At 74.6% G+C, this 17,170-nt stretch carries 17 protein-coding genes; 12 read left to right on the plus strand and 5 right to left on the minus strand.

Annotation, left to right across the window (positions count from 1 at the left end; translation table 11 throughout):
• Window positions 1–2 precede the first annotated feature (2 nt).
• Genes modA through IIE03_RS18475 form a run of 3 tightly spaced genes read left to right on the plus strand, consistent with a single transcriptional unit; the run spans window position 3 to window position 2,664 of the window.
• Window positions 3–776, plus strand: a complete 774-nt coding sequence (modA, locus tag IIE03_RS18465) for a molybdate ABC transporter substrate-binding protein (RefSeq protein WP_192864233.1) — start codon at window positions 3–5, stop codon at window positions 774–776.
• Window positions 773–1,696, plus strand: coding sequence for an ABC transporter permease (locus tag IIE03_RS18470; RefSeq protein WP_192864234.1), 924 nt, complete (start codon window positions 773–775; stop codon window positions 1,694–1,696). Before modA ends, IIE03_RS18470 begins: the two co-directional genes overlap by 4 nt.
• Window positions 1,693–2,664, plus strand: coding sequence for an ABC transporter ATP-binding protein (locus tag IIE03_RS18475; RefSeq protein WP_192864235.1), 972 nt, complete (start codon window positions 1,693–1,695; stop codon window positions 2,662–2,664). The genes IIE03_RS18470 and IIE03_RS18475 overlap by 4 nt, the downstream gene beginning before the upstream one ends.
• Window positions 2,665–2,800: 136 nt before the next feature.
• On the opposite strand, the gene IIE03_RS18480 is transcribed toward IIE03_RS18475, so the two are convergent.
• Window positions 2,801–3,223: an organic hydroperoxide resistance protein gene (locus IIE03_RS18480; protein ID WP_192864236.1), complete on the minus strand. Its 423-nt coding sequence runs from the start codon at window positions 3,221–3,223 to the stop codon at window positions 2,801–2,803.
• A gap of 271 nt (window positions 3,224–3,494) precedes the next feature.
• Between IIE03_RS18480 and IIE03_RS18485 the strand changes: the two genes are divergently transcribed.
• Window positions 3,495–4,085 carry a TetR/AcrR family transcriptional regulator gene (locus IIE03_RS18485; RefSeq protein WP_192864237.1) on the plus strand — a complete coding sequence of 197 codons (591 nt, stop codon included), beginning with the start codon at window positions 3,495–3,497 and terminating at the stop codon, window positions 4,083–4,085.
• Here the strand turns inward: IIE03_RS18485 and IIE03_RS26840 are convergent.
• Complete coding sequence (locus IIE03_RS26840) at window positions 4,010–4,903, minus strand: phosphatase PAP2 family protein (RefSeq protein ID WP_192864238.1); 894 nt, start codon at window positions 4,901–4,903, stop codon at window positions 4,010–4,012. The genes IIE03_RS18485 and IIE03_RS26840 overlap by 76 nt on opposite strands.
• Window positions 4,904–5,226: 323 nt before the next feature.
• Here IIE03_RS26840 and IIE03_RS18495 point away from each other — a divergent pair, with 323 nt between their 5' ends.
• Both IIE03_RS18495 and IIE03_RS18500 read left to right on the plus strand, forming a co-directional pair.
• The gene (locus IIE03_RS18495) at window positions 5,227–5,979 is read left to right on the plus strand and encodes a RibD family protein (RefSeq protein WP_192864239.1); all 753 of its coding nucleotides are present in this window, start codon (window positions 5,227–5,229) and stop codon (window positions 5,977–5,979) included.
• Window positions 5,976–6,455: a cytidine/deoxycytidylate deaminase family protein gene (locus IIE03_RS18500; protein ID WP_192864240.1), complete on the plus strand. Its 480-nt coding sequence runs from the start codon at window positions 5,976–5,978 to the stop codon at window positions 6,453–6,455. Before IIE03_RS18495 ends, IIE03_RS18500 begins: the two co-directional genes overlap by 4 nt.
• 37 nt (window positions 6,456–6,492) lie before the next feature.
• Here IIE03_RS18500 and IIE03_RS18505 read toward each other — a convergent pair whose 3' ends face one another.
• The gene (locus IIE03_RS18505; protein WP_192864241.1) at window positions 6,493–8,049 is read right to left on the minus strand and encodes a glycerol-3-phosphate dehydrogenase/oxidase; all 1,557 of its coding nucleotides are present in this window, start codon (window positions 8,047–8,049) and stop codon (window positions 6,493–6,495) included.
• Window positions 8,046–8,660 carry a TetR/AcrR family transcriptional regulator gene (locus tag IIE03_RS18510; protein WP_192864242.1) on the minus strand — a complete coding sequence of 205 codons (615 nt, stop codon included), beginning with the start codon at window positions 8,658–8,660 and terminating at the stop codon, window positions 8,046–8,048. Before IIE03_RS18510 ends, IIE03_RS18505 begins: the two co-directional genes overlap by 4 nt.
• Before the next feature lie 20 nt (window positions 8,661–8,680).
• Between IIE03_RS18510 and IIE03_RS18515 the strand changes: the two genes are divergently transcribed.
• From IIE03_RS18515 to pntB, 6 genes are all read left to right on the plus strand, one after another.
• Window positions 8,681–10,288, plus strand: a complete 1,608-nt coding sequence (locus IIE03_RS18515) for an FAD-binding oxidoreductase (protein ID WP_225997972.1) — start codon at window positions 8,681–8,683, stop codon at window positions 10,286–10,288.
• Window positions 10,285–10,992, plus strand: a complete 708-nt coding sequence (locus IIE03_RS18520; RefSeq protein ID WP_192864243.1) for a phosphatase PAP2 family protein — start codon at window positions 10,285–10,287, stop codon at window positions 10,990–10,992. Before IIE03_RS18515 ends, IIE03_RS18520 begins: the two co-directional genes overlap by 4 nt.
• A 135-nt stretch (window positions 10,993–11,127) precedes the next feature.
• Window positions 11,128–12,048: a diacylglycerol/lipid kinase family protein gene (locus IIE03_RS18525; protein ID WP_192864244.1), complete on the plus strand. Its 921-nt coding sequence runs from the start codon at window positions 11,128–11,130 to the stop codon at window positions 12,046–12,048.
• Entirely contained in the window at window positions 12,045–13,415 is a 1,371-nt protein-coding gene (locus tag IIE03_RS18530; protein ID WP_192864245.1) for a cytochrome P450, read from the plus strand. Before IIE03_RS18525 ends, IIE03_RS18530 begins: the two co-directional genes overlap by 4 nt.
• Before the next feature lie 6 nt (window positions 13,416–13,421).
• Window positions 13,422–15,002, plus strand: coding sequence for a Re/Si-specific NAD(P)(+) transhydrogenase subunit alpha (locus IIE03_RS18535; protein WP_192864246.1), 1,581 nt, complete (start codon window positions 13,422–13,424; stop codon window positions 15,000–15,002).
• The gene (pntB, locus tag IIE03_RS18540) at window positions 14,999–16,480 is read left to right on the plus strand and encodes a Re/Si-specific NAD(P)(+) transhydrogenase subunit beta (RefSeq protein WP_192864247.1); all 1,482 of its coding nucleotides are present in this window, start codon (window positions 14,999–15,001) and stop codon (window positions 16,478–16,480) included. Before IIE03_RS18535 ends, pntB begins: the two co-directional genes overlap by 4 nt.
• Window positions 16,481–16,600: 120 nt before the next feature.
• On the opposite strand, the gene IIE03_RS18545 is transcribed toward pntB, so the two are convergent.
• Window positions 16,601–17,122 (minus strand): hypothetical protein, encoded by a 522-nt coding sequence (locus IIE03_RS18545; protein ID WP_192864248.1) that lies wholly within the window; start codon window positions 17,120–17,122, stop codon window positions 16,601–16,603.
• Window positions 17,123–17,170 lie beyond the last annotated feature (48 nt).

A 17,170-nucleotide genomic window follows, 5' to 3' on the forward strand; every position in this document is an offset into this window, starting at 1 on the left:
CGATGACGGGTGCTCGGCGCCGCACCCAGCGTCTCGTCGCGGCGACGATCCTCGTGCCGGCTGCCGCCGTCGTCCTTGCCGGATGTGGCGCCGTCGGGGGCGGGGCCAGGGACGACACGCTCCAGGTGCTCGCCGCGGCCTCCCTCACCGACGCGTTCACCGAACTCGGGGAGCGGTTCGAGGCCGAGCACGACGGCGTGGAGGTCCAGTTCTCGTTCGGCTCCAGCACCGACCTCGCCGAGCAGGCCGCCGACGGCGCCCCCGGCGACGTCCTCGCCACCGCGGACGAGGCCGCGATGGAGATCGCCGGAGCCGCGGGCGCCGTCGTCGACCCCGTGGTGTTCGCGACGAACACGCTGGTGATCGTCACGCCTCCGGGCAACCCGGCGGCCGTCCGGTCCCTCGGCGACCTGGCCGGCGCCACCTGGGTCCGCTGCGCGGACGAGGTCCCGTGCGGCAGGGCCGCGCGCGCCCTCCTGGACGACGCCGGGGTCGGCGCCCGCCCGGCGAGCCTCGAGGAGGACGCCCGCGCCACGCTCGACAAGGTGGTCTCCGGCGAGGCGGAGGCCGCCCTCGTCTACGCCACCGACGCCGCCTCCGCGGGCGACGCCGTCACCGCCGTCGAGGTCCCGGGAGCGGACGGTGAGCGCAACGCCTACCTCATGGCGCCCCTCGCCCAGGCGGGCGACGCGGAGCTCGCGGTGGAGTGGGCCGACTTCGTGACCGGCCCGGAGGGCGGGTCGGTCCTGACGGCGGCGGGGTTCTCCCGGCCATGAGGCGCACGACGACGGACGACGCTCCCCGCGAACCGGACGACCGGCGGCGCCTCCGGTTCCGGCGGGCTCCGGCGACCGGCCCGGCGGCGCGACCGCCGTCGGTCATCCCGGCCGGTGGGGCTCGGCGGCGCCGGGACCCCCTCGGCCGCGCCCCGCTCGTGCTGGTCGTGCCCGCCGCGCTGGCCGTTCTGCTGCTCGTGGTCCCGCTGATCACGATGGTGCTCGCAACCGACCCGGCGAGCCTGGTCGCCGCGCTCGGCTCCGCGGCCGTCCGCGACGCGCTGTGGCTCTCGGTCGTCACCTCGACGGCCGCGATCGCGATCTGCCTGGTGCTCGGGCTGCCGCTCGCCTGGGTACTCGCGCGGGTGGACTTCCCCGGGCGCCGGCTGGTGCGCTCGCTCGTCATCGTGCCGATGGTGCTCCCGCCCGTCGTCGCCGGCATCGCCCTGCGCACGGCGTTCGGCCGCTCCGGATTCCTCGGGGCGCCGCTCCTCGACCTGACGGGGTTCGCGTTCCCCTACACCACCTGGGGTGTCGTCCTCGCGCACGTCTTCGTGGCGCTGCCGTTCGTCGTCATCAGCACGGAGGGCGGCCTGCGCGCGGCCGGTGCCGGGTACGACGACGCCGCGGCGACCCTCGGTGCCTCCCGCTGGCTCACGTTCCGCCGTGTCACCGTCCCGCTCGCGCTGCCCGGCATCGCCGCCGCCCTCGTCCTCGGCTGGGCCCGCTCGCTCGGGGAGTTCGGTGCCACGATCACGTTCAACGGCAACTATCCCGGGGTCACGCAGACGATGCCGATCCTCGTCTACGTCGAACGCCAGGCCGACACCGACGCCGTGCTCGCGCTCAGCCTCGTCATGCTCGTCGTGTCGGTGGGAGTGCTGGTCGCGCTCCGCGATCGCTGGCTGGTGACGGCGTGAGCGGGGGCGGGGGGCCCGGCGGCCTGCTGGCTCGGTTGTCCGTTCCCGGGCGGCTGGACGTCGAACTGACGGCCGAGCCCGGCGACGTCGTCGCCGTCGTCGGACCCAACGGGGCGGGGAAGACCACGCTCGTGCAGGCGCTCGCCGGCCTGCAGCCCGCGGCCGGGGCGGTGCGGCTCGGCGGGGCCGATCTGACGGCGCTGCCGCCGCAGGCGCGCCACGTGGGCGTCGTGTTCCAGGACCGGCGGCTGTTCCCGCACCTCAGCGCGCTGCAGAACGTGGCGTTCGGGCCGCGCACGCGCGGGGTCGGGGCAGGGCCGGCCCGCGACATCGCACGGGACTGGCTGGACCGGCTCGGTGTGGGCGATCTGGCCGGCCGCCGGCCGGGCGAGCTGTCCGGGGGGCAGGCGCAGCGGGTCGCGATCGCCCGGGCGCTGGCGACGGACCCCGCGCTGCTGCTCCTCGACGAGCCGTTCACCGGGCTCGACGTCGGTGTGGCCGCCGCGCTCCGGATCGAGCTGGCGGGACACCTGCGGGACTACGCGGGCGTCACCGTCCTGGTCACCCACGACGCGATCGACGCCCTCACCCTCGCCACGCGCGTGGCGGTGCTCGACGGCGGCCGCCTGGCGCAGTCCGGGTCGCCGCACGAGGTCGCCGCGCGGCCTCGCACCGAGCACGTGGCCCGGCTGGTCGGGCTCAACGTGATCCGCGAAGGCGATCACTTCCGGGCATTCCCGCCGTCGGCGGTGACGGTGTCGGTGCACGAGCCGGACGGCTCGGCCCGCAACCGCTGGCCCGGCACGGTCCGGAGCGCGGCCCCGCACGGCGACGCCGTGCGCCTGCAGGTCCACGGCGACCATCAGCTGATCGCCGACGTCACGCCGGCGGCGACGCGGGAGCTGGGCCTGACCCCGGGTCGGCGGGTGTGGCTCTCGGTCAAGGAGACGGCGATCGCGACGTACTGAGGGGAGCGGATCGTCGGGTGGTCGGTTCGACGTCGGATGGTCGGCTCCCCGAGCGGCCGACCATCCGACAAGGCGCCCGACCTGGCGCGAAAAGTGTGCCAAGCGCGGAGCGCCCTCCTCTGCCGGGGGAGTGGGGTCAGGCCGTGACGACCTTGAGGTCCGTGGGGACGTTGCCGCGGGTCGCGTTCGAGTAGGGGCAGACCTGGTGGGCCGCGGCGACGAGGCGCTCGGCGGCCGCCTGATCCACGCCGCCGATCTCGACCGTGAGCACGGCCTCGAGGGCGAAGCCGCCCGCGTCGTTCGGGCCGATGCCCACCTCCGCCGTGACGGCCGAGTCGCTGATCGGGGCCTTCTCCTGGCGGGCCACGAGCTTGAGCGCGCTGTGGAAGCAGGCCGCCCAGCCGGCGGCGAAGAGCTGCTCCGGGTTGGTCGCCCCGCCGGCGCCGCCGAGCTCCTTCTGCACGGCGAGGTCGACGTCGAGCAGGCCGTCCGACGTCACGGCGCGGCCGTCGCGGCCGTCCCCGGTGGCGGTGGCCGAGGCGGTGTAGAGAGCGGTCATGGGTCCTCCGTCGTAGAGTAGAAAGAACGATCGTTCTACTTGCGTGCCCACTACATACCGGAATGCACTTCCGTGTCAACCCGCGTGGCGGCGAGCCGCCGCTACGGTGACGAGCCGCCGCTACGGTGGAGTCAGGAACCATCCGTCACAGAGCAGTCAGGAACAGCCGTCACGTCGGAGTCGGGAACCACCCGTCGACCGCCGCCCGCCCTGCCCGCGAACACGGGCCGACGAACCCGCCCGCGAACGCGGGCCGACGAAGGAGAGACCCATGACCACTCACCCGCCGGCCGTGACGGCGGTGCGCCCCTCCGCCGCCCGTGACCGCCTCCTGCGCACGGCGTCCGAGCTGTTCTACGCCGAGGGCGTGCGGGGTGTGGGCGTGGAGAAGGTGGTCGCCGAGGCGTCGGTGACGCGTGCGACGTTCTACCGGCACTTCGCAGGGAAGGAGGCCCTGGTGGTCGCCTACATCGAGGCGACCGACGCGGCGCTGCGGGAGCGGGCGGGCGAGCCCCCGCGCACGCGCGAGGACGCGGGGGCGTGGCTGACGACGGTGACGGACCTCGTGGCCGAGACGTTGTGCGCCCCCGGCTTCCGGGGCTGCGCCTTCATCAACGCGGCCGCGGAGTACCCGGACCCGTCCAGCCCGGTGCGCCGGGCGGTACGGGCGCACCGGGACTGGCTGCTCGGCGTCGTCACCGACGCGCTGCGCGGCGCCGGGCACCCGCGCCCGGACCGGGCGGGCCGGCGCTGGATGGCGCTGCGCGACGGCGCGATGGTCGGCGGTTACCTCGGCGACCCGACCGAGGCGCGGGACACCCTGCGCGCCGGGGTGCGGGATCTGCTGTCCGAGGCCGTCTGACGGATCCGGATACCGGCACGAGGCCGGATGCCACCGGCGGTCGGGTGCGGCCGGGGCGAGTCGCCCGCGATCCAGGGGTGCGGCTCGGGCTCCGGACCGTGTCCCGGCTCGTCTCCGGGCCCGGCGGCGGCGCGCTCCGGCCAGTGGAGGACCGTCAGCGAGACGCACACCGCGATGAATCCCATCAGCCAGCCCGCGGGGATGTCGCTGAGCCAGTGGTATCCCATCCACGCCACGAGCGTGCCGCTCACCGCGAGCAGCGCCACCACGACCACGACGCCCCGGCGGAACCGGCGCTTGTCCTGGCGGAGCCCTGCCGACCCGTACAGCAGGAAAACCACCATCGTCGCGGTGAACGCCGTGTTGGCGGCGTGCCCGGACGGGAACGCCTGCCCGCCGGCCTGCAGCAGGTCGACCCCGGTCACCGGGCTCGAGCGTCCCAGGCCGAACTTCACCGGGTAGCCGATCGCGGCGATCGTGGCGAGCCCCGCCATCACGGCGTACAACGGCCGCAGCCCGCCCCGCCGGTACGCGACGAGCGCGCCGGCGCCCATGACGACCGGCACCGTCGCCCAGCGCTCGCCGGTGACGAACGCCTGGACCTCGAGGAACGTGGCCATCCCGCCCTGTGCCCGGCGGGCGTACACCCACTCGCGGGCCACCCAGTCCCAGGCGATGAACGGCCCGGCCGAGATCACCTGGACCACCATCCACACGAAGGCGAGGACGAGGACGACGCCGACGGTCGCCGGGGCGATCCACGGCTGCGTCACAGCGCCGCTCCGGGCGGAGCCGAGGTCGGCGCGCACGCGGCTCACCACGTATTCCCTCACCGGGACGAATTCCGGAGCGGGAGGGACCGGGCCGCTCGGCACGGGCCGTGCCCGGTTCATGGACAGGGCACCGGTATCGGGCAGTCCCCGCGCCGGCGCGCCACCGTACGCCGCGTTGTGAGCCCCCTGAATTCGCAACATCGCCCGCGATCTTATGGTCGAATTCACCCGCTCGCCCCGGCTTGTGCCCGGGTCGCACGAGAGATTCACAAGGGCTCGATAATGGTTATGCCGTCGTGATATTTACAGGTCGTCAAAGTGCGGTGGGTCACGCTCTCCGATCCCGCGCGCCCTGCGAAACTGGTGCCATGCCCCCTCGCCCGCACGTGCTTCTCTCGGTCGCGGCGTCCCTCGACGGGTACATCGACGACGCCGGCACCGAGCGGCTCCTGCTCTCGGACGACGCGGACTTCGACCGCGTCGACGAGGAGCGGGCGCGGGCGGACGCGATCCTCGTCGGCGCCGGCACGATCCGCGCGGACGACCCGCGCCTGGAGGTGCGGTCCGCGGAGCGCCGGGCGAAGCGCGTCGCCGACGCGCGACGCGAGTCCCCGGTCAAGGTCACCGTCACGGCGGGCGGCGGGGTCCTCGACCCGCGGGCCCGGTTCTTCACCGGCGACGCCGCCAAGGTCGTCTACACCACCGACGCCGCGGCGGGCGAGGTGCGCGCGCGTCTCGGCTCCGTCGCCGACGTCGTGCCTCTCGGCCCGCGGATCGACCCGCCCGCGATCCTGGCCGACCTCGCCACCCGCGGCGTCGAGCGCCTGATGGTCGAGGGCGGAGGCCGGATCCACACCCTGTTCCTCACGGCCGGACTGGTCGACGAGCTGCACATCGTGCTCGCGCCGTTCTTCGTCGGGGACGCCTCCGCCCCGCGATTCACCGGGCCGGGCGTCTTCCCGCAGGGACCGGCCCGGCCCATGAGGCTGCTGGAGGCCCGCCCCTTGGGAGACCTCGTCCTCCTGCGCTACGCGCCGGAACCCGCGCGGCCCGCCGGCGACGCCGCCGATCCGGCCGGCGCGGGCGGTGGGGCGGCCACCCGACCGGGAGGCCGCTCATGACCGGGGCCGCGCCCGGCGCCGGGACCGCGACGCCCGCCGACCGGGAACTCCTGCTCGAGGCGATCGCCCTCGCCCACCGGTGCCCGCCGTCGCGCACGGCCTTCAGCGTGGGCGCGATCATCGTGGCCGACGACGGTACGGTGCTCGGTCGCGGCTGGTCGCGCCGCCACGGCCTGACCGAGCACGCCGAGGAGGCGGCCCTGGCCGACGTGACCGGCGCGGACCGCCCCCGGCTGCGCTCCGCCACGATCTACACGTCGCTCGAACCGTGCAGCAAGCGGGCGTCCCGCGAGGTGACGTGCACGGAGCACATCCTGGCCACCGGGATCCCGCGGATCGTGTTCGCCTGGTCGGAGCCGGAGCTGTTCGTCGAGGGCCGGGGCGCGGAGATCCTCGAGCGCGCGGGCCGCACGGTCCTCCAGATCCGCGACCTTGCCGAGGCCGCCCGCGAGCCGAACCGCCACCTGCTCGGCTGAACCACCTGGATCGCCTGACCCACTTGAACCGCCGGGATCACACCGCCGCGACGATCTCCTCGATCTCCTCGGCCAGTGCGGAACGGTCCGCCGGGACCAGGCCGATGCGGGTACGGCGGTCCAGGACGTCGTCGGCGTCGAGTGCGCCCTCGTGGGTGATCGCCCACTCGATCTCGGCGCGCGCGATCCGCAGGTGCCCGACGGCGGCCGTGGCCGAGCGAGTGCGCGCGCCGTCGACGACCCGGCGCGCCTCGGCGCCGTGCCGCGCCACGACCTCCGCCCACAGGCCCTCGGTCATCCCCGCCGGAGCCGCGCCCGGCACCGCCCCCGGCGCGCCCACCAGCGGCAGCGTGCGCGTCCGGCACGGCCCGGCCGCCAGGCCCGCGTGGCCGACCGCCGCGTCGACGGCGTCCTCGGCCATCTGCCGGTAGGTCGTGAGCTTGCCGCCCAGGACGTTCACCGCGCCGGTGTGCGCCGAGACCGTCACGAGGTGCCGCCGGGACACGTCGGAGCTGCGGCGCCCGCCGGCGCCGTCGTCCACCGTGTCGACCAGCGGACGGAGCCCGGCGTACGCACCCACGACGTCGTCGCTGGTGAGCGGCACCTGGAGCACGCGGGACACCGTGCGGAGCAGGAACTCGATCTCGGCGGGCGTCGGATCGGCGACGTCGGGCACCGGGCCGGGCGCCTCCTCGTCCGTGAGCCCGACGAACACGCGCCCGTGCTGCTGCGGCAGCGCGAAGACGAACCGACTGACCGAACCCGGCAGCGGCACCATCAGCCCGGCGCCGGGGTTGCCCAGCCGTGCCGCCGGAATCACCAGGTGCGTGCCGCGGCTGGGTCGCAGCCGCACGGACGGGTCGAGCGCGCCCGCCCAGACGCCGGTCGCGCTGATCACCACGCGTGCCCGGGCGGTCAGCCGCTCCCCGGTGACGGCGCAGGTCAGATCGGCGCTGTCGGGCCGGATCCGGTCCACCCGTACCCGCGTCAGCACCCGTGCGCCCAGCCCGGCCGCCGTCCGGGCGAGGGCCACCACGAGCCGCGCGTCGTCCACGAGCTGCCCGTCGTGGCCGAGCAGCCCGCCGCGCAGCCCGCCGGGCGCCAGGGCGGGGGCGAGGCGGAGCGTCTCCCCGGCGCCCGTGCGCCGCCAGGACGGCAGGGCCGACGACGGCGTTCCGGCGCCCCGGCGCAGGAGGTCGCCCAGCGACATGCCGATCGCGGACGCCGCGACCTGTCGCGCGGACACCCCCGGGAGCACCGGCACGAGCTGGCCGAGCGGGCGCACCAGGTGCGGGGCGATCCGCGTCATCAGCAGGTGGCGTTCGCGGGCGCTCTCGCGGGCGACGCCGACGTCGCCCGTGGCGAGGTAGCGCAGCCCGCCGTGCACGAGCTTCGAGCTGAACCGCGACGTGCCCCAGGCCAGGTCGCGCGCCTCGACGAGGGCCACCGACAGGCCGCGCGAGACGGCGTCCAGCGCGACCCCCGCGCCGGTCACGCCACCGCCGACGACGAGCACGTCCACCTCGGCGGAGGCCAGCTCGTCGAGCTCGCGGGCGCGGCGCGCGCCGTTCAGCGCGGTCGGCTCCCGGATCACGGCCGCAGGTACGCGTCGAGGGCGTGGGCCAGTTCCGCGCGCCAGGCGTCCGGATCGACGAGGTCCGCGACCGTGGGGCCGGACAGCAGCGCGCCCTGGGAGACGATCAGCACCATCAGGGCCATGTCGTGAGGATCGCCCGCCCGGACCGACCCGCCCTCCTGCGCCGCGGCGAGCGCGGCGGCGATCCACTCGTGGATGACGCGCTGCGAGCGCCCGATGCGCTGGAGCGTGTAGCGGGTGAACACCTCCGGCTCGCGCCGCAGCAGGCGCCGGAACACGGGGTCGGCGCGGAACAGGTCGCCGAACGCCAGCACGCCGGCGACGATCGCGGCGCGGTCGGGAGCGTGCGCACCGCGGCGGGCCTCGTGGCTCGCCTGGGCCACGAGCAGCGTGGCGCGGTGGCCGAGGAGCGCGCGGACGACGTCGTCGGACGAGCGGAAGCGGCGGTAGACCGTGGGGCGGCTGACCTCGGCCTCGCGGGCCAGCTCGGCGATCGTCAGGCCCTTGAGGCCGCGGGTGGCGACGAGGTGCCCGGCGGCGTCGAGGAGGCGTACGCCGATCGCGTCGGGGGCGTCGGCGGCCACGGAGGCAACGTTACGGACTGACATGATGTGTAACACTGTAATCCATGACGGAGATCGACATGCGCTGGGACGGCTGGGGCGACCCCTCCCGGGCCGCCGAGAAGCTGCCCGCCGGCGTCACGCTCCTGCTCACCGCCGTGCTCGGGCACCGGCCGCGGCGCGCCGAGCGGCTCCGGCTCGACGACGTCGAGCTCACCACCCCGGTGCTCGACGCCGCCGACGTCGCGGCGCTGGCGGCCGCCGTCGGGCCTGATGACGTGCGCACCGACCACGACACACGCGTGCGGCACGCCGGCGGCAAGTCCACCCCCGACCTCGTGCGCCGCCGGGCGCGGCGGCAGGCCGCACCGGGCGCCGTCGTGCTGCCGGGCAGCGAGGCCGACGTCGCCGCCGTGCTGCGGATCGCGGCCGAGCGCGGGCTCGCCGTCGTCCCGTTCGGCGGCGGGACGGCCGTCACCGGGGGCCTCGGGCCCGACGCCGGGGACCACCGCGGCGCGATCAGCCTCGACCTGCGACGGCTCGCGGGCCTGGAACGGCTCGACGAGGTGTCGGGCGAGGCGACGTTCCGGGCGGGCACCCGGGCGCCCACGGCCGAGGCGGCGCTCGCGGAGCGCGGGTTCGAGCTGGGCCATTTCCCGCAGAGCTTCGAGTTCGCGTCGCTCGGCGGGTTCGCGGCGATGCGGTCGTCGGGCCAGAACTCGGCCGGGTACGGGCGGTTCGACGCGATGGTGACGGGGCTGCGCGTGGTCACGCCCACCGGGACGCTCGACCTCGGGCGGGCGCCCGGATCGGCGGCGGGGCCGGACCTGGTGCGCCTGTTCCTCGGCTCGGAGGGAGCGCTCGGCGTGATCACGCGGGTGCGGTTGCGCGTGCACGAGACCCCGGCCGAGCGGCACTTCGACGCCTTTACGTTCCCCGACTTCCGGACCGGGGCGGACGCGTTGCGGCGGGTGACGCAGGCCGGGACCGGTCCGACCGTGATCCGGCTGTCCGACGAGGCGGAGACCGCGGTGTCGCTCGCGCAGGCGGGGAGCATCGGCAAGGCGCTGAGCAAGGGGTGCACCGCCGTGGTGCTGCACGAGGGCCCCGCGGGTGTGGCCCGGTCCCGGCGCGACGCGACCGCGGCCGTGCTGACCGCGGCGGGCGGTCGGCCGGCGTCACGCAAGCTGGCCGAGGCCTGGCACCGCGGCCGGTTCGGCGCGCCGTACCTGCGCGACACACTGCTGGAGCACGGGGTGTTCGCGGAGACGCTGGAGACGGCGACGACGTGGTCCGAGCTGCACGCGCTGCGGACGGCCGTGACGGAGGCCCTGACGACCGGGCTCGCCGACGCCGGAGCGCGGCACCGCGTTCTGTGTCACGTGTCCCACGTCTACCCGACGGGCGCCTCCCTGTACTTCACGGTCGTCGCGGGGTTGCCCGGCGACATGGCCGCCGCGTGGGAGCCGGTCAAGGCGCGCGTGAACGACGCGATCACGGCCGCGGGCGGGACGATCTCGCACCACCACGGCGTCGGGACGGACCACGCCCCGTGGCTCGAGCGCGAGATCGGCGAGCACGGCCTGCGCATCCTCCGCGCGGTCAAGAAGGAACTGGACCCGGCGGGCATCATGAACCCGGGCACGCTCCTGCCCGTAGGATCGGGCGCGTGAAGCGAGTTGAGTCGGGCATGGCGTGGCTCGGGGGTGTCTCGGCCGTCCTGCTCGCCGTCGGCACGTGGCAGGTCGTGGTGTCCGGCCCGTTCGTCGCGGCCGACTGGGACTACCACGTCTGGGCGGACGCCAATCTTCCCGGGGGCGTGACGAAATGGCTGCTCGACGCGTTCGCCACCGTGACGGGCGAGCGTCTCGTCACCGTCCCGGTGCTCGGCGTGCTCGCCGGCTGGCAGGCGCTGCGCCGACGTGACTGGCGGCCGCTCGTCGCGGTGGCGGCCGGGCTCGTGATCATCGCGGTGGTCGGCTACTCGCTGAAGTTCGGACTGGGCCGCACGATGCCGTGGACGGGCGTCGACGTGCTGCACGGCGGCGGCCGGGCGTGGCCGTCGGGGCACGCCGCGAACGCCGCCTACACCTGGGCGATGGCCGGGGTCCTGCTCATCGGCGAGCGAGGGCTGCGGCCGCGGCGGGCGTGGCTCGCGCCGTGGATGCTGGTGAGTGGCCTGGTCGTGGCCGTCTCCGGCTGGATCATGGTGCGGGTCGACTACCACTGGATCAGCGACGTGCCCGGGGGATGGGCGCTGGGGCTGCTGGCGCTGGCCGTGTCGGTCGCGATCCTGCACCGCGACCCGCCGATCCCGATGCAGGCAACCTGGGCCCTGCGCCTGCGCGACCGCCTGTTCGCTCCTTCGCGTCGTTGACCGCCCGCATCCTGTCCGGATCGTGACTTGCGGGCGACTGGTTTGTGGTTCTCGGTCCGCTAGCATCCACGAGGGTCATGGTGCAGGCCATCACATGACCACAGGTCCACGCGGATCCACCCCGAAGGGAGCGGCATGGACGACAGCGGGCACATCGCGGTGCTCGTCAATCCCGCGTCGCGGCGTGGCGCGGGCGCCGAGCATGCCGACGCCGTGGTCGGCCGGCTCACCGAGCGCGGCGCCACGGTCCGCACCTACCGGGGCGCCGGGCCCGACGACACCGTCCGTCTGGCGAAGGAAGCCGTCGCGGCGGGACCGGAGGTGCTGGCGGTCGTCGGCGGCGACGGCACGATCGCCGCCGTGCTGCCGCACGTGATCGGCACCGGCGTGCCGCTCGCCCCCGTCGGCGGGGGGACCGGGAACGACCTCGCCCGGATGCACGGGATCCCGCCGGTCCCGCGGGACGCGGCCGACGTCGTGCTCGACGGCGCCCGCACGCTCGTCGACACCGGCACGATCACCGGCGACGACGGCACCGTCACCGCCTTCGCGACCATCGCCTGCGCCGGGTTCGACTCCCGCGCCAACGAGCGCATCAACCGGATGCGCCACCCCAGGGGCGCCGCCCGCTACACCCTCGGCACCCACCTCGAACTGCTCGGGCTGCGCACGTTCTCCTACCGGCTCACGCTCGATCCCGGCGACGACCCGGTCGAGACCCGCGGCCACCTGCTCGCCATCGGCAACACGCGCTACTACGGCGGCGGCCGGCCCATCCTGCCCGTCGCCGACGCGCGCGACGGGCTCCTCGACATCACGCTCGTCGAGGACGTGGGCCGGCTCGGGCTCATCGGCCTGGACCGGCCGATCAGGCGCGGCGAGCACCTGGGCCGCCCGGGCGTCCGCGCGCTGCGCGCCGCCTCCGTCCGGGTCGAGGCGGGCGAGGACCTGGTCATGTACGCCGACGGCGAGCCGGTGGGGCCCCTGCCCGTCACCGTGACCGCCCACCACCGGACCCTGACGCTGTGCCTGCCGCGGGACGGAGGACGACCATGACCGAACTCGGACGGATGACCGGAGCGGGGCACGCGCCCGGACGGACGGCCCGCCCCGGCGCCACGCCCGGTGCGAAGCCCGCTCCCGGGCGCACGGCCGGGGCCGGCCCCGGAGGCATACCCGCCCAGCAGGCGCTACGGCTCGGCGACGTGCACGACCGCCACCTCCTCTCCGAGACCACCGCGGCCGACGACCCCGACGACGTGTACTCGCGGCTGCGGGAACGCTGGGGACCCGTCGCGCCCGTCGACCTGGAGCCGGGCGTGCCGGCCTGGCTGGTGCTCGGGCACGCCGAGGTGGTCGCCGTCATGCGCGACGACCGCACCTTCGTCAAGGACCCCTCCACCTGGCGCGGGCACGACGAGGAACTGCTGGGCCCGCACTCCGGGCTGCGCCCGCTCATCTCCCGCGCCCCGCAGCACACGGCGATCCACCAGGACGGCGCCGAGCACATGCGCCTGCGAGCCCCGATCGACGACGCCCTGGAACAGGTCGACGAGATCCGCACCGCCGTCGTCGTGCGGCGCCTGTGCACGATGCTCATCCAGCGCTTCGAGCGGCGCGGCCGGGCGGACCTCGTCGCCGAGTACGCCGCCGCCGTGCCCTTCCTCGTCATGTCCGAGCTCGCGGGGTACGACCCCGAGGACGCCCAGCGCATCCAGGAGATCATCCAGGCGATCTTCGACGTCGGCCCGGACGCGCGGGACCTGCGCAAGGAGCTCGGCGGCATCGTCCGCACGCACCTGGCCCGCAGCGCGGAACGTGGCACGACGGATATCGCGGGCGTGCTCGCCCGCCACCCGGCCTTCCAGGACGACCTCGAACGGGCGCAGACCCTCATCGCCCTCACATCGATCGCCAGCACGTCCCTGCTGTCCTGGGTGGCCCAGACCCTCACCCTCGTCCTCACCGACGAACGCTTCTCCAACCGCCTGCGCGGCGGCCGGCTCAACATCGACGACGCCCTCGACGAGGTCCTGTGGCGCTCGACCCCCAACCCGAACATGGTGCCGCGGTACGCCACGCGCGACGTCCTGCTCGACGACAAGCTCATCGAGCGGGGCGACGCCGTCGTGATGTCCGTGCACGCCGCGAACCACGACCCGGCGATCCTGCCCGACGACCAGTGGGAGGAGATCGGCAACCGCGCCCACCTCTCCTTCGGCGGCGGGCCCCACACCTGCCCGGCGCCCCGGCTCGCGCGCGTCATCGCACGGATCGCCGCCGAGACCCTGGTCCGGCGCCTGCACGTGACATTCGACGGCGACCCCGCCGACCTCGAGTGGGCGCCGTCGCCCTGGCTCCGGTACCCCGCGCGGCTGCCGGTCACGTTCCCCGTACCCCGCCGCACCGACGAGGAGAGGTAGCCACAGATGCAGATCGGTATCCCCGACGACGCGGGGCCCTTGGTCGCCGCGACGCCGTCGGCCGTCGAGCGGCTCGGCGCCCTCGGCTACGACGTCGTCGTCACCGAGGGCGCCGGAGCCGCCGCCGGGCTGCCCGACGACGACTACCGCGCCGCCGGCGCGCTCGTCGTCTCCGACCCCGCCGTCGCGTGGGAGTCGGACGTGGTCGTCTGCACCGTCGTGCCCGACGACGTCACCGAGCTGATGCGACCCGGATCGACCCTCGTCGCCCGGCTCGCCCCCGCCGCCCACCCCGACCGCGTGCGCGCGCTGGCCGAGCGCGGGATCACCGCCCTCGCCCTCGACGCCGTGCCCCGCATCTCCCGCGCCCAGTCCCTCGACGTGCTCTCCGTCCTGTCCAACGTCGCCGGCTACCGCGCCGTCGTCGAGGCCGCCGTTGAGTACTCCGGCATGTTCGGCGGCCAGGTCACCGCGGCCGGCAGCACCCGGCCCGCCACCGTCTTCGTGATCGGCGCCGGCGTCGCCGGGCTCGCCGCCCTCGGCGCCGCCACCGCGCTCGGCGCACGCGTCCGCGCGTTCGACGTGCGGCCCGAGGTGGCCGAGCAGATCGAGTCCATGGGCGCCGAGTTCGTCTCCGAACCCGAGGCGCAGCAGCAGGTCAGCGCCGACGGCTACGCCGCACCCCTCACCGAGGACCAGCTCGCCGCAGCCCTGCGCCTCTACACGCGCGAGGCCGCCGCGGCCGACATCGTCATCACCACCGCGCTCGTGCGCGGCACCGCGCCCACCACCCTCACCGCCGAGGCCGTGGCGGCCATGCGGCCCGGCTCCGTGATCGTCGACCTCGCCGCACCCGGCGGCGGCAACTGCGAACTCACCGTCCCGGGGGAGCGGGTGGTGTCCCCGGGCGGCGTCGTCGTCCTCGGCTGGACCGACCTGCCCGCCCGCATGCCGCGCCACACCTCCGAGCTGCACGGCACCGCCGTCGCCAACCTGCTCACCCTGCTGACGCCCGGCAAGGACGGCGAGGTCCGGCTCGACCTGGACGACGTCGTGCAGCGCGGGATCACCGTCGCCCGCGGCGGCGAGGTGCTCTGGCCGCCACCGGCCGTCCAGGTCAGCGCGGCACCCGCGGCCCCGGCGGCGAGGGCCGCGGACGGCACGGACGGCACCACGACCGCCGTCGGCCCCGAGACGCCCGCCCGGCGCCGCCCCACCTGGCTCACCGGGGCGCTCGCCGTCGCGGCCGCCGTCCTCGCCGGGCTGGTCGTCGCCGCGTCACCCGCCGAGACCGTCGGACACTTCACGGTGCTGGCGCTCGCGATCGTCGTCGGGTTCTACGTGATCCGGTCCGTCACCCACGCGTTGCACACGCCGCTGATGAGCCAGACCAATGCCGTCTCCGGCATCATCCTGGTGGGCGCGCTGCTGCAGATCGGGTCCTCGTCGCTCCTGGTGACCGTGCTGGCGACCATCGCCGCGGCCGTGGCGAGCATCAACGTCTTCGGCGGGTTCCTCGTGACGCGGCGGATGCTGCGGATGTTCCGCAAGGCCGACGAGACGCCTGCCGAGGGGAGCGCGCGATGACGACGACCGGACTGGTCCAGGGGGCCTCCGTCGTGGCGGCGGTGCTGTTCATCCTGTCGCTGGCGGGCCTGTCCCGGCAGGAGACCGCGAAGCGCGGCGTGAACCTCGGCATGGCAGGCATGGTGCTGGCGCTCGGCGCGACCATCGCGCTCGCGCTGGTGCGCTCCGAGCGGCCCGTCGGGGTCACGGCGGCGCTCATCCTGCTCGTGCTGGTCATCGGCGCGACCGTGGGCACCTGGCGGGCGCGGAGCGTCGAGATGACGCAGATGCCCGAGCTCATCGCGCTGCTGCACTCGTTCGTGGGCCTCGCGGCGGTGCTGGTGGGGTTCGGGTCCTACCTCACGGCGTACTCGCCGGGCGCGGCGGGGGAGGGGCACGCCACGGGCGGCGGCACGGTACATGCCGTCGAGATCTACCTCGGGGTGCTGATCGGCGCCGTGACGTTCACGGGGTCGCTCGTGGCGTTCGGGAAGCTGTCCGGGCGGCTCAGGTCCGCGCCCGTGACGCTGCCCGCGCGGAACTGGCTGAACCTGGGCGTCGTGGTGGCGTGCGCGGTGCTGCTGGCCTGGTACCTGGGTGCGCTCGGGACGGGCGGCGGGGTGACCGGGGGCTCGGCGGGCGGCGGCGCGGGTGCGGGCGAGGGCGGGGCCGTGGTGCCCTTGCTGCTCATGACCGTGCTCGCCCTCGCGCTGGGCTGGCACCTGGTCGCGGCGATCGGCGGGGGAGACATGCCCGTCGTCGTCTCGATGCTGAACTCGTACTCCGGCTGGGCCGCCGCGGCGGCGGGGTTCATGCTCGGCAACGACCTGCTGATCATCACGGGCGCGCTCGTGGGGTCCTCGGGTGCGATCCTCAGCTACATCATGTGCCGGGCGATGAACCGGTCGTTCGTGTCGGTGATCCTCGGCGGGTTCGGGCAAGCGGCCGGTCCGGCGTCGTCGGACGGGCACGACGGCGAGCACCGCGAGACGACGCCGCCCGCGGTCGCCGACCAGCTCGTCGCCGCCCGGAGCGTGATCATCGCGCCCGGCTACGGCATGGCGGTGGCGAAGGCGCAGTACCCGGTCGCGGACCTCGCGGCGAAGCTCGCCGAGCGCGGCGTGCGGGTGCGGTTCGCGATCCATCCGGTCGCCGGGCGGCTGCCGGGACACATGAACGTGCTGCTCGCCGAGGCGAAGGTGCCGTACGACATCGTCGAGGGCATGGACGAGATCAACGGGGACTTCGGCGAGACCGACGTCGTCCTGGTGATCGGCGCCAACGACACCGTGAACCCGGCCGCGCAGGAGGACCCGGGCTCGCCGATCGCGGGGATGCCGGTGCTGGAGGTGTGGAAGGCGCGCGACGTCGTCGTCTTCAAGCGGTCCATGGCCACGGGCTACGCGGGCGTGCAGAACCCGCTGTTCTTCAAGGAGAACACCGCGATGCTCTTCGGCGACGCGAAGGACCGCGTGGAGGAGATCCTCAAGGCGCTGTGAGCGCTGGGTGACCGGACGCCAGCGGGTGAGCGACCGAATCTGCGGGAAGATCCGGATCCAGTGCGCGGGAACGCCCAGGGAGTGGCGGTCGTCGACAACCACCCCCTGGGCGTCCGGCTGTCAGGCATGCCCGTTGTACTGGTACCAGTCGGTGATCGGGTCGTTCCCGTCCTTGTCGTCGTAGAGCCTGAAGTACACGACCGTGCCTTCGTCGATGTCGTCGTCGGAGTCCATCTGGATCTTGTTCATGTCGAGTTCCTTCGACGTCCCCGGCGCCCAGTAGGGTCCCCCGTCCTCCCTGACGAAGCCCGAGCCCTCCCACCACATCGCCCGGACGTAGATCGTGTCACCGTCGTTCTTGCCGTCGTAGACGTACAGGATCTCGTCCCACGGGTGGAACTCGACCTGCGCCACGGCGGTGCCGTTGTTCTTCACGACCAGCTTCAGGGCCTCGCCGCCGGCGTCGTGCTTGAAGCCGGTGTAGTCGAGGCCGCTGTAGTCGTGGCAGAGGCAGTAGTCGGTGTCGTACTCCGACCTCGAAATCGAGAGGTTCGAGTTGTCGTAAGCACTCGCCGTGGTCGCGGAGAATCCCGTGAAAGCGACAGCGATTCCGAGTGAGATCAGCATTGCTCTGGCGCGCATGGTTGCCCTTCTTGTTCGGTTGACAGGCGCACGTCTCCGCCACGGACG

This window comes from Myceligenerans pegani, assembly GCF_014892515.1.
GTDB lineage: Bacteria > Actinomycetota > Actinomycetes > Actinomycetales > Cellulomonadaceae > Myceligenerans > Myceligenerans pegani.

Bases quoted from the DNA above. Each gene is read 5' to 3' on its own strand.
- modA (WP_192864233.1), top strand. From the start codon at position 3: ATGACGGGTGCTCGGCGCCGCACCCAGCGTCTCGTCGCGGCGACGATC.
- IIE03_RS18470 (WP_192864234.1), top strand. From the start codon at position 773: ATGAGGCGCACGACGACGGACGACGCTCCCCGCGAACCGGACGACCGG.
- IIE03_RS18480 (WP_192864236.1), bottom strand. From the start codon at position 3,223: ATGACCGCTCTCTACACCGCCTCGGCCACCGCCACCGGGGACGGCCGC.
- IIE03_RS18485 (WP_192864237.1), top strand. From the start codon at position 3,495: ATGACCACTCACCCGCCGGCCGTGACGGCGGTGCGCCCCTCCGCCGCC.
- IIE03_RS18495 (WP_192864239.1), top strand. From the start codon at position 5,227: ATGCCCCCTCGCCCGCACGTGCTTCTCTCGGTCGCGGCGTCCCTCGAC.
- IIE03_RS18500 (WP_192864240.1), top strand. From the start codon at position 5,976: ATGACCGGGGCCGCGCCCGGCGCCGGGACCGCGACGCCCGCCGACCGG.
- IIE03_RS18510 (WP_192864242.1), bottom strand. From the start codon at position 8,660: ATGTCAGTCCGTAACGTTGCCTCCGTGGCCGCCGACGCCCCCGACGCG.
- IIE03_RS18515 (WP_225997972.1), top strand. From the start codon at position 8,681: ATGACGGAGATCGACATGCGCTGGGACGGCTGGGGCGACCCCTCCCGG.
- IIE03_RS18525 (WP_192864244.1), top strand. From the start codon at position 11,128: ATGGACGACAGCGGGCACATCGCGGTGCTCGTCAATCCCGCGTCGCGG.
- IIE03_RS18530 (WP_192864245.1), top strand. From the start codon at position 12,045: ATGACCGAACTCGGACGGATGACCGGAGCGGGGCACGCGCCCGGACGG.
- IIE03_RS18535 (WP_192864246.1), top strand. From the start codon at position 13,422: ATGCAGATCGGTATCCCCGACGACGCGGGGCCCTTGGTCGCCGCGACG.
- pntB (WP_192864247.1), top strand. From the start codon at position 14,999: ATGACGACGACCGGACTGGTCCAGGGGGCCTCCGTCGTGGCGGCGGTG.
- IIE03_RS18545 (WP_192864248.1), bottom strand. From the start codon at position 17,122: ATGCGCGCCAGAGCAATGCTGATCTCACTCGGAATCGCTGTCGCTTTC.